Annotated in this window: 11 protein-coding genes; 2 read left to right on the top strand and 9 right to left on the bottom strand. The window is 62.0% G+C overall.

The window, feature by feature from the left end:
* Positions 1-12 precede the first annotated feature (12 nt).
* The 6 genes from ABH945_RS12215 to ugpQ form a co-directional block, all read right to left on the bottom strand.
* A complete protein-coding gene (locus ABH945_RS12215; protein ID WP_429250686.1) occupies positions 13-1,293 on the bottom strand; it encodes a dicarboxylate/amino acid:cation symporter in 1,281 nt (426 codons plus the stop codon).
* 363 nt (positions 1,294-1,656) lie between these two features.
* On the bottom strand, positions 1,657-2,727 hold the full coding sequence (locus ABH945_RS12210; RefSeq protein ID WP_429250685.1) for an ABC transporter ATP-binding protein: 1,071 nt from the start codon (positions 2,725-2,727) through the stop codon (positions 1,657-1,659).
* 19 nt (positions 2,728-2,746) lie between these two features.
* On the bottom strand, positions 2,747-3,538 hold the full coding sequence (locus tag ABH945_RS12205; RefSeq protein ID WP_074762863.1) for an ABC transporter permease: 792 nt from the start codon (positions 3,536-3,538) through the stop codon (positions 2,747-2,749).
* Positions 3,535-4,473 (bottom strand): ABC transporter permease, encoded by a 939-nt coding sequence (locus tag ABH945_RS12200; protein WP_429250684.1) that lies wholly within the window; start codon positions 4,471-4,473, stop codon positions 3,535-3,537. Before ABH945_RS12200 ends, ABH945_RS12205 begins: the two co-directional genes overlap by 4 nt.
* An 88-nt stretch (positions 4,474-4,561) precedes the next feature.
* Complete coding sequence (locus ABH945_RS12195; protein ID WP_429250683.1) at positions 4,562-5,674, bottom strand: ABC transporter substrate-binding protein; 1,113 nt, start codon at positions 5,672-5,674, stop codon at positions 4,562-4,564.
* Positions 5,675-5,746: 72 nt separating this feature from the next.
* Positions 5,747-6,517, bottom strand: a complete 771-nt coding sequence (gene ugpQ / locus ABH945_RS12190; RefSeq protein ID WP_429250682.1) for a glycerophosphodiester phosphodiesterase — start codon at positions 6,515-6,517, stop codon at positions 5,747-5,749.
* Positions 6,518-6,932: 415 nt separating this feature from the next.
* Here ugpQ and ABH945_RS12185 point away from each other — a divergent pair, with 415 nt between their 5' ends.
* Positions 6,933-7,703, top strand: coding sequence for a DeoR/GlpR family DNA-binding transcription regulator (locus ABH945_RS12185; protein ID WP_429250681.1), 771 nt, complete (start codon positions 6,933-6,935; stop codon positions 7,701-7,703).
* Between the two features lie 251 nt (positions 7,704-7,954).
* On the opposite strand, the gene lipA is transcribed toward ABH945_RS12185, so the two are convergent.
* The 3 genes from lipA to ABH945_RS12170 form a co-directional block, all read right to left on the bottom strand.
* Positions 7,955-8,962: a lipoyl synthase gene (gene lipA, locus ABH945_RS12180; protein ID WP_074762857.1), complete on the bottom strand. Its 1,008-nt coding sequence runs from the start codon at positions 8,960-8,962 to the stop codon at positions 7,955-7,957.
* A 13-nt stretch (positions 8,963-8,975) separates the two neighbouring features.
* The gene (lipB, locus tag ABH945_RS12175) at positions 8,976-9,701 is read right to left on the bottom strand and encodes a lipoyl(octanoyl) transferase LipB (RefSeq protein WP_429250680.1); all 726 of its coding nucleotides are present in this window, start codon (positions 9,699-9,701) and stop codon (positions 8,976-8,978) included.
* Between the two features lie 307 nt (positions 9,702-10,008).
* The gene (locus ABH945_RS12170) at positions 10,009-10,335 is read right to left on the bottom strand and encodes a DUF2917 domain-containing protein (RefSeq protein WP_074762855.1); all 327 of its coding nucleotides are present in this window, start codon (positions 10,333-10,335) and stop codon (positions 10,009-10,011) included.
* A gap of 98 nt (positions 10,336-10,433) precedes the next feature.
* Between ABH945_RS12170 and ABH945_RS12165 the strand changes: the two genes are divergently transcribed.
* Entirely contained in the window at positions 10,434-11,402 is a 969-nt protein-coding gene (locus ABH945_RS12165; protein WP_429250679.1) for a transcriptional regulator GcvA, read from the top strand.
* Positions 11,403-11,409 lie beyond the last annotated feature (7 nt).

Below are 11,409 nucleotides of genomic sequence, written 5' to 3'. Positions count from 1 at the left end.
GACGCGAGCGGCTTAAACGCCAGCCGGCTCTTTGACCGCGACCTCACCGCGCAACGCGGCGTTCAGCTTGTTGCGGTCCAGTTCCTTCTCCCATGCCGACACCACGACCGTCGCCACGCCGTTGCCGACGATGTTGGTCAGCGCGCGGCATTCGCTCATGAAGCGGTCGATGCCGAGAATCAGCACCATGCCCGACAGCGGAATGGTCGGCACCACGGCCAGCGTCGCGGCCAGCGTGATGAAGCCCGCGCCGGTCACGCCGCTTGCGCCCTTCGAGGTCAACATCGTCACCGCCAGCAGCGTGAGCTGTTGCGTCCACGTGAGGTCGGTGTTGGTCGCCTGCGCGATGAACAGCACGGCCATCGTCATGTAGATGTTGGTGCCGTCGAGGTTGAACGAGTAACCGGTCGGCACCACGAGACCCACCACCGAGCGCGAGCAGCCGAGCTTTTCGAGCTTCAGCATCAGTTGCGGCAGCGCGGCTTCGGACGAGCTCGTGCCGAGCACGATCAGCATCTCTTCCTTGATGTACGCCACGAAGCGCAGGATGTTGAAGCCCACCGCGCGCGCGATGAGGCCGAGCACGACCACCACGAACACGATCGACGTCAGATAGAACGTGCCGATCAGCTTGAGCATCGGCAGCAGCGAGCCGATGCCGTACTTGCCGATGGTGAACGCCATCGCGCCGAACGCGCCGATCGGCGCCAGCTTCGTGATGATGCGCACGATGCCGAACAGGATGTGCGACAGCCCTTCGATGAAGTTCGTCACGACCTTGCCCTTCTCGCCGGCCGTGGCGAGCACCGCGCCGAACAGCAGCGCGATCAGCAGGATCTGCAGGATTTCACCTTGCGCGAACGCCGAAGAAAGCGTGTCCGGGATGATGTGCATCAGGAAATCGACCGTGGTCTGGCCGTGCGCCTTGGCGGCGTACGACGCGACTGCCTTGCTGTCGAGCGTGGCCGGGTCGATGTTGAAGCCCGCGCCCGGACGCAGCAGGTGCGTCGCGGCGAGCCCGAGCACCAGTGCGAAGCTCGACACGATTTCGAAGTACAGCAGCGCCTTGCCGCCGACGCGCCCGACCTTCTTCATGTCTTCCATGCCGGCAATGCCCGTCACCACCGTGCAGAAGATGATCGGTCCGATCACCATCTTGATCAGCTTGATGAAGCCGTCGCCGAGCGGCTTCATATCGACGGCGAGAGTCGGGTAGAAATGCCCGAGCGCGATACCGATGATGATCGCCACGATCACCTGGACGTACAGCACTTTGTGGATAGGTTTCTTCACGATGGTTCCTGCTAGGGGGATGAGCTCAAGGCCTGCCAGCTTGCGCATCTCGCGAACGAATAGTCGTCACGCTCGTGCACGGCATCAGGCCGCGACAAGACGACGAATTCAGAAATACCGAGAAGGGAAATCAGACATCGTTGTCTCCTTGCTTTAGTTGTCGGACCGTTGCGGCCGCGTTATCTAATTCGCAAGGTCGATGCCAGCTTTAATATTGCCTTAACACGTTGATTTTTATTGATTTTTTATCTTATAAACGCGCAAGGCGTCCGGGATTCCGGAAATCCGGACAAGGGCTGTCGGGGAATCCGGAATTGCCTGCGGCGCGGTCTACGGGAAAACCCCAAGCACTTTTGAGCGGGTTTAAACCGCGCCCTCTTCCAGCACCAGCAGATTCTCGTGCGAGAAACCGAGCGACACAGGCTGCCCCCGTTCCGGCAAACCGCGATTCGGATCGTTGAACACGTCGAGCGAAATCACTGCGTCTTTGATGCGCGTTCTGATGCGCACCACCGCGCCGAGAAAATTCACCTCTTCGACGGTCGCGTTCAGCGTGTTGCGACCCGGCGCGGCAGGCTCCAGAACGATCGCCTCGGGGCGCAGCGCGAGCAGGCGCTTCTTGCCCGCATCGTCGGCCGGCAGTTGCTGCGTCGTGGTCAACTCCTGACCGTCGACGACCATCTTGCCGCTCGCCGGATCGACCACGTGTCCCGCCAGAATATTCAACGTGCCGACGAACGACGCGACAAACCGGGTGCGCGGATAGTTGTAAATCTCCGATGGCGAGCCGATCTGTTCGACCCGCCCTTCGTTCATCACGACGATCCGGTCGGAAATGGACAGCGCCTCTTCCTGATCGTGCGTGACGAAAATCGACGTGATGCCGAGTTCGCGCTGCAACGCACGAATATCCTGGCGCAACGAGATGCGGATTTTGGCGTCGAGCGCGGAGAGCGGCTCGTCGAGCAGCAACACCTGCGGCTTGCCCGCCAGCGCGCGCGCCAGCGCCACGCGCTGCTGCTGGCCGCCCGACAGTTGCCACGGATAACGCTCGCCGAGTTGCGGCAGTTTAATGAGGTCGAGCATCTCCTGAACGCGCTTGCTGATTTCCGCCTGAGAGTGACGCGCGATCTTCAGCCCGAAGCCGATGTTCTCGGCCACCGTCATGTTCGGAAACAGCGCATACGACTGGAACACCATGCCGACCTTGCGTTGCCGCGTGCGCAGGTGCGTGACGTCCTTGTCGGCGAGACGGATGACGCCGCGCGTCGGCGTTTCGAAGCCCGCGATCATGCGCAACACCGTCGTCTTGCCGCAGCCGGAGGGCCCAAGAAACGTGATGAACTCGCCGCGCTCGATCTGCATGTCGAAGTGATGCAGCGCCGTGTTCGCGCCGAACGTCTTGTGCAGATTCTCGATCTCGAGGAATGCCATGGTTTGCTGTCTCAGTCCGTCAAACTTTTTGTCCGCTCAACGCGCGAGCCGAGCCGAATACCTGAATCAATCCCATCGACGCCCACGTAATCGCGAACGCAATGATCGCGAGCGCCGACGGCTCATACGCGCGATTCGCGCCGATCAATTGCAGATACGGGCCGAACGCGGGCCGGTCGAGCAAGCTGGCAATCGTGAATTCGCCGATCACCACCGCAAAGGTGAGAAACGCGCCCGACAGAATGCCCGAGCGGATATTCGGGAAAATCACCTTGAACAGAATGGTCGGCCAGTTCGCGCCGAGACATTCGGCGGCCTCGGTCAGCGAACGCACATCCACCGCACGCAGACCCGCATCGACGGCGCGGTACATATACGGCAGCGAGAGCGTCACGTAGCCGAACACGAGCAGCAGATCGGTCGCGCGTTCGTTGCCGGTGAGCGGCAGAATCGAACTGCTGTTGTAAATGCGCAGATAGCCGAACACGATCACGATGGCCGGCACCACCAGCGGCAACAGCGTGATGAATTCGACGACCGGCCGCAGCTTCGGCAGACGCAACTGCACCCAGTACGCCGTCGGCACCACCAGCAGGATGCCGATCACGATCGTCAGGATGGCGATCAGAATCGAATAGCCGAACGAGGCCTGAAAACGCGGATCGGCCAGCACGACGCGGTAAGCCTCGAAGCTATACACGCCGCGCTTCATCCGCAGGCTGAATTCGAAAGTGGCGATCAGCGGAATCAGAAAATACAGCGACCCGACGATCACCGCGGTCCACGCGCCCACGCGCGACTGGCTTTTCATCGACGCCCCCTTTCCGCGCGCGAACGCAGCCAGATATAGCCGCCATTCGACAGACCGGTGACAACCACCATCCCCAATGCAAGCGCGTAGCCGAGGTTCGGGTTGTGCATCACGTCGCCGCGAATCTGCGCGAACAGCAGGATCGGCACGATGTTCAACGAGCTGCCCGTCAACGCATAAGCGGTGGCGACCGCGCCGAACGAATTGGCGAACAGCAGCAGCGCCGCGCCGAGAATGCTCGGCATCAGCACCGGCAGCGCGACATGGCGCCAGTATTGAAATGCCGTGCCGCCGAGGCAATCGCACGCTTCGCGCCATTCGCGCTTCAGGCCGTCGAGCGCGGGCGTGACCATCAGTACCATCAACGGAATCTGGAAGTACAGGTAGGTGATCGTGAGGCCGGTGAAACTGAGGATGCTGAAGCCGGTCGAGTACAGATTGAAACCGAGGTACTTTTTCAGCAGAACCGTCACGAGCCCGACGCGTCCCAACGTGCAGATGAAAGCAAACGCGAGCGGCACGCCGGCGAAGTTCGACGCGACGCCGGAAAACGTCATCAGCGTAGGGCGAATCCAGCCGGGCAGCTTGCCCTGCACCACCGCCCACGCGAGCAGCGAACCGAGCACCGCGCCGCCGAATGCGGATGCGGCACTGACCTTGAAGCTGATCCAGTACGCGTCGAGGATGGTCGGTTCCAGCAGATCGCGCAGATTCGCGAGCGTGAAGTGGCCTTGCGCATCCTGGAACGCGCCGATCATGAGGAAGCCGGTCGGCAGAATCAGGAACATCAGCGCGAAGACGAAGAACGGCACGACGCCGATCCACGCAAGTAACGGCGACGCGCGCCCCGGACCATCGACGCGAGGCGCCGGACCCGGCACGGTCGGCACCAGCAGTTCCGGCTGCACCGACCCGCCATCCGATGAAGCGCTCATAGCTCACCCTTGCAGCAATCTGGCAAATGCAATGCGCGCCGCTCGGAATCAGCGGCGCGCACGCTACGGTTGAACCCTGCGATGTCGCCTACTTGACGTTCGCGCCGACGGTTGCGTCCCACTGCTTCGTGATCGTGTCCTTGTACGCGTCCTGCTGCGACAGCGTCGGGAACACCACGTTCTTGTACGACGACGGCGGCGGCAACTTGTCGAGCAACGCCTGCGGCACTTTCTTGCCCGCGACGAGTTCGTTGTAGCGCATCGGATGGCAATACCCGGTCAGCCAGCCGATCTGGCCTTCGTCCGAGTACAGGTATTCCATCCACAGCTTCGCCGCATTCGGATGCGGTGCGTATGCGCTGATCGCCTGCACGTACACGCCCGCGACCACGCCCGTCTTTGGAATCACGACCTGCACTTTCGGATTGCCCTTCAGCGTGTCGCGGTCGGCGAGCGCGTTGTAATCCCAACGCACGATGATCGGCGTGGTGCCCTGCGCAAGCGAGGCCGCCTTGCCGATCACCGGAACGAAGTTGCCGCTTTTGTTCAGATCGGCGAAGTATTTGAGGCCGGCTTTATCGGCCTGGGTCGCATTGCCTTTGGCTTGCGAGATACCGGCCGCGTACACCGCCTGGATCGCCTGATTCGCCGTGCGCGGATCGCCCGCCAGCGACACCGCGTTCTTGTAGTCGGATTTGAGCAGATCGCTCCAGTCGGCGGGCGCCTTGTCGATCATGTCGACGTTCACTTCGAATGCGAGCACGCCGTAATAGTCGCCGTACCAGTAACCGTCCGCATCTTTCGACTCCTTCGGAATCGAATTCCACGTCGCGACCTTGTACGGTTGCAGCAGACCATCGGCCTTCGCGGTCGGACCGAACGACAAGCCCACGTCGATCACGTCAGGCGCTTGCGGCCCCTTGTTGCCCTTGTTCGCCTTGATGGCTTCGATCTCGTCGCCGGAACCCGCATCCGGATTCAGTTCGTTCACCTTGATGCCGTACTTCTTCTCGAAGCCCGGGATCAGTTGCCCGTAGTTGCACCAGTCGTGCGGCAACGCGATCACGCTGAGCTGGCCCTCCTGCTTCGCCGCGGCGATCAGCGCGTCGAGCGGCGCCGCCGATGCGCTGCTGACACCAGCGGCGGCGACGCCCGCAACGGCCGACATCGAAAGTATGCGAGCTAACGCGGTGCGGTTCATAGTCTTCCCCATCCTTTGCCGAAATTGCTACGTTTGGAAAATTTCTAATTCGAACAACCGCGCTTGCTTCGCTCAGACAGAATCGACCGGCGCGGAGAACATATCGTGCGGCAAGATATCGACGCGATCCGTGCAGATCATGTCGACGCCCCATTGCGCTAGCAGTTGCGCGCGCGCCGGGTCGTTCACCGTGTACGCGAGCACGCGCAATCCCGCTGCGTGAATCTGCGCGATCAGCGGCTCGCTCAGATAGCGGTGGCTCGCATGCAAGGACACGCAGTCCAGTTCACGCACGATGCGCAGCCAGTCGGCCGGCACTTCTTCGAACAGCATGCCGCGTTGCAGTGACGGCGCGGCATCGCGCGCGGCGGCCAGTGCGTCGAATGAAAACGAAGAGAGCAACGGCGGCGTTTGTTCCTGCCACAACGTCGACGCGTGTTGCGCGACCAGCGTCCCGGTGATTACATCGCGACCCGGACACGGTTTGATTTCGATGTTGGCGGCAATGCCGTCGCGCTTGCAACGCTGCGCCGCGTCGGCAAGTGTCGGCAGACGCGTGCCGTCGAATTGCTGACCACGCCACGCGCCTGCGTCGAGCGCGGCAAGCTGTTGCCATGTGTGATCGGCGGCTGCGCCGTGGCCGTTGGTGGTGCGATCGAGTGTGTCGTCGTGAAGCAGAAAGAGTTCGTTGTCGGCGGAAAGCTTGGCGTCGAATTCGACCATCCGGTAGCCGTAACGCACGCATGCGTCAAAGCCGGCCAGCGTGTTCTCCGGCGCGAGCGTGCCGCCGCAACGATGCGCGACCAGTCGCGGAGAAGGCCATTGATCAATCCCGTTTGCCACGTCCCGTCACCTTCCAGATAAAGCGGTTGGTTTTGCTCTCGACACGTTTGCGGCCGCCGACGAATAGCACGTCGGCGCGACCGTGATGCATAGCGATTCAGGCTTCGGATTTCACGTGCGAGACCCGCGCGTAGTATCGCGCGTTTTGATGCGCGGACGTTGCAAGACCATTGTCAGGATGACGAAGCTGACGACGCCGGCCGCACTGACGGCACACCTTGCCGCGCAACAGAACAGGCGCGACGTTTCAATTTGCGAAGGCTAAAATGAAACGCACAAAGTTGCAAGGTGCCAAAAAAATACAACACAATCCAGCCTGAAAAGCTTGCCTGACATCGTTCGGACACACATCCGTGTCCACGATGCGGCTATGAATACGAACAGCTAGACGCGCACACTCAGCGAGGGACAATGCATGTGGCAGGAAGACCGTCATCAGAGAATTCGCGCGTTGCTGTCCACGCTGCAACGTGTGTCGACCGAGCGGATCATGACGGATCTCGGCGTGTCGCGCGAGACGGTGCGGCGCGATCTGCTCGACCTCGAAGCGCTCGGTGAGTTGCGCCGCGTGCATGGCGGTGCGATCAAGCCCGCCGACGAAGCGCCGATCGCCGAACGCGCGCACATGCGCGTCAAGGCCAAGACGGCAATTGCCAAGGCCGCCGTCGGTTTGATCGCGAGCGGCCAGACGCTTTTCGTCGATGCGGGCACCACCACGGCGGCGCTCGCCGAAGAGCTGGCGAAACTGGCAAACCTGACCGTCGTCACGAATTCAATCGATGTCGCGTTGAAAATGCGCGGCGTGATCGACCAGGCCGATGCGGCTAACGAAGTCATTCTGCTGGGCGGTTCGATCAGCGATCGAACGATGGCGACCACAGGCGCGACGACCGTGCTCGATATCCACCGCTATCGCGCGGATCTCGCGCTGCTGTCGCCGGTCGGCATCGATCATCGGCATGGCGCGACCAGTTACGACCACGCGGAAACCGAGGTCGCGCGCGCGATGGTCGCCAACGCGGATCGCGTAGCGATCCTCGCCGACTACAGCAAGATCGGCCAGCGCAGCCGCATTTCGTATTGCCCGATCGAGAGGATCGATGTGCTAGTCACGAATAAAAAGGCGGCCGAAGCCGCCGATTTTGCCGCGCTGAAAAAGAAGCTCGACGAGGTTGTGCTGGCTTGAGGGTGAGCTTGAACTGAGGCGGGAGAGCTTGTGCCTTACATACCGGGCGGGGCTAACAAAGCACAGGCACGTTCACCTCGATGTTCAGGAAGACGCTGGGGCGAATCCGCAGGAGTATTTGAAGCGGAGAGAGTTCGTGGAGTTAATGCGATTTTTCCGTGAAGCGCATTCAACCGAATCGTCGCACGCATAAAAAAGCCCGCTTTCGCGGGCTTTTTCAACAGCATCGATCAGCGCGAATCGGAAGTCGCTCAGACCACGCCAGCCCCATGCGCCTGCAAATCAGCGTGATAGCTCGAACGAACCATTGCGCCGACAGCCGCGTGCGTGAAGCCCATCTTGTACGCTTCTTCCTCGTACATCTTGAACGTGTCCGGGTGCACGTACGAGCGCACCGGCAGATGGTGTTCCGACGGCTGCAGATACTGGCCGATGGTCAGCATGTCCACATTGTGTTCACGCAGATCGCGCATCACCTGCAAAATTTCTTCTTCGGTTTCGCCGAGGCCGACCATGATGCCCGACTTGGTCGCGACGTCAGGATGCAGCGCCTTGAAGTCCTTCAGCAGCTTCAGCGAGTGCGCGTAGTCCGAACCCGGGCGCGCTTCCTTGTACAGACGCGGCACCGTTTCCAGATTGTGGTTCATCACGTCGGGCGGGGCGGCGTTCAGAATGCCGAGCGCGCGGTCGAGACGGCCACGGAAATCCGGCGTCAGAATCTCAATACGCGTTTCCGGCGACAACTCGCGCGTCTGACGAATACATTCGACGAAGTGAGCCGCGCCACCGTCACGCAAATCGTCGCGGTCGACGCTGGTGATCACCACGTACTTCAGCTTCAACGCAGCAATGGTGCGGGCGAGGTTGCCGGGTTCGTCCACGTCGAGCGGATCGGGACGGCCGTGGCCGACGTCGCAGAACGGGCAGCGGCGCGTGCACTTGTCGCCCATGATCATGAACGTGGCGGTGCCCTTGCCGAAGCATTCGCCGATATTCGGGCAGCTCGCTTCTTCACACACCGTGTGCAGATTGTGTTCGCGCAGAATCTGCTTGATCTCGTAGAAACGCGAATTTCCCGTGGCCGCTTTCACGCGAATCCAGTCGGGCTTCTTCAGCTTTTCAATCGGGATGATCTTGATCGGGATACGGGCAGTTTTGGCTTGCGCCTTCTGCTTCGCGGTGGCGTCGTAGGCAGCGGCGGAAGCCGGCGCGCTGTCGGGCGAGGAAGAAGTTGCGAGGTTCGCGGTAACGTCAGTCATTCGTTCGGTCCAGTCAGGCGGTGAGCGCACCGGCCTGTGGTTGGGCGACGGCCGCGGGACTGCCGTCGAGGTTTGCGGTGAGGCATGCTGCAAAGGTACGGGCCACGTCGTCCCAGCCGGCGACAACACCCAGCGTTGCCATATCGACCGTTTCGAGCCCTGCGTAGCCGCATGGATTGATGGCCAGGAACGGCTGCAGATCCATCTTCACGTTCAGGCTCGCGCCGTGATAACTACAGCCGTTGCGGATTTTCAGACCCAGCGCCGCAATCTTGGCGCCAGCGTGCAACCCGGCGTCCGGCCCGGGCGCCACGTAGATACCGGGGGCGCCCGCCTTGCGTTCTCCGGCGAGATTATACGCCGCCAGGGTGTCGATCACGGCCTGCTCGATTCGCGTGACCATCTCGCGCACCATCAGCTTGCGTCGGCGTAGATCGAGCAGCAGGTAGGCGACCACCTGTCCGGGACCGTGATACGTGATCTGCCCGCCACGGTCGACTTTGACCAGCGGAATGCCGCTGTCGGCGGCCAGCAGGTGCGCCGGATCGCCGGCCTGGCCTAGCGTGAAGACGGGGGGATGCTCGACAAGCCAGATTTCGTCGGGGGTGTCGGCGGTACGCGAGTCGGTGAACGCGCGCATCGCTTCGAAACTGGCTTCGTAGGGTTCGTTGCGCAACCAGCGCAGCGTTAGCGGCGCCGTTGCGGACGAGGGAGACGGTGAAACCGGAGTGGCGGACATAATCCCGCTAGTTTACCGAAAAGTGGGAATTCGCGCCGGGGGTGAAGGTGAGCACGTTGTTGGCCGAATCGCTGCAAAGCCAAGCTGGACATGGCTTGGCGCGTGATGCGCCGGCAATCCGGCTTGATACGGAGGCGTCGTCTGCTGCGCAAGAAGTGCGGATCGAGGTCAGGGCCGTTGGCGTTGGCCTCGGTGTAGATGCAGGTGCAGACACAGCAGACACGGGCAAGGCGAGGCGCTTGAAGTCGCCGTCGCCGTGTTCGCCCCTGCCGCGCTCATCCCCTACCAACCGCCCCGCTGCGAATGCTCAAACCGTGCGCCACCCTCCGCGCATCCGCGCCACCATTCGTTCGCCGACCCGCGCGAGCCAGTTCAACGCGCGCTCGTCGCAGCGCGTCGGCACCGAAAACGCGATCTTCGCCGGGACGACGCCCTCGCCGCTCAACCACAGCCGTTCGCCGCGCCGCAGCCGCAACGTATGCCCCGGTTGCAGCCAGTAATCGTGAATGTCGTCGCTGCGCGTCACCCAGACCGCGCCGCCATGCACCACCAGTTTGGTACTGCGCGCCACCTTCAACGGAAGCGTTTCGCCTGTGCGAATTTCAAAGGCGATACTAGAGGAAATTTCTCGCATGATGCCCTCGCCAAAAATCGTTTGATGGCTACAATCGTAGGCGTAGCAAGGACTTACGCAAAACGATCTATTTTCACCTCTATGTGAGAAATATTGCGATGGACCTCCGGCAACTCCCCGCATTGAACGCGATCAAGGCGTTCGAAGCCGCCGCCCGGCACGAAAGCTTTTCGCGCGCCGCCGACGAGCTATTCGTCACGCACGGCGCGGTCAGCCACCAGATTCGCGCGCTCGAAGCCGAGCTTGGCGTGTCGCTATTCGCGCGCGACGGCAAGCGCGTGCGGCTCACCGAAACCGGCCGTCGCTATGCCACGCACGTGCGCACCGCGCTGATGGCGCTCGCCGATGCCACTCGCGAAATCCGCGCCGGCGACCGCGAGCGGCGGCTGGTGGTGTCGATGCTGTCGTCGTTCGCGGCGCGCTGGGTGACGCCGCGCATCGGCAGCTTCATCGAGGCGCATCCGCAATGGGATCTGGAACTGTTGTCCACCAATGCGCTGACAGACTTTGCGCGCGACGACGTCGACGTGGCCATCCGCTTCGGTTTCGGCAAATATTCGGGGCTGCACGCGGAATTGCTGCTGGAGGAGATTTTCTTCCCGGCGTGCTCGCCGAATTTCAACGGCGGAAAACTGCCGCAAGTTCCAGCCGATCTCGCCAAAGTCCCGCTACTGCGTTCCGACGACGAATTGTGGCGTCCGTGGTTCGACGCCGCCGGTCTCACCGACTGGCCGGAGCCGAAGCGCGGCGTGCTTTATCAGGATTCGTCGAATCTGTTGCAGGCGGCCATCGACGGCCAGGGGGTCGCGCTCACGCGCCGCTCGCTGGCCATGCACGAAATCGCGGCAGGCCGTCTGGTACGCCTATTCGACGTGGATGGCCCGAGCCCGTGGCAGTACTACTTCATCTGCCCGCCGCAAATGATCGAAACCGCGCGGGTCAAGGCGTTTCACGACTGGGTGTTCGACGAGGTGGGGCGCTTCAAGAAACTGTTCGACCGGGCCTGCGAGGTAGGTCCCTCGGCAGGCGCCGGTCTGTCGGCGGAAGCATTGCGCGTCACGCCGTAATACATAG

Source organism: Paraburkholderia sp. GAS333, from assembly GCF_050435665.1.
In the GTDB taxonomy this organism is placed as follows: Bacteria; Pseudomonadota; Gammaproteobacteria; order Burkholderiales; family Burkholderiaceae; genus Paraburkholderia; species Paraburkholderia fungorum_A.
This window is presented reverse-complemented; position numbering and strand designations above follow the sequence as displayed.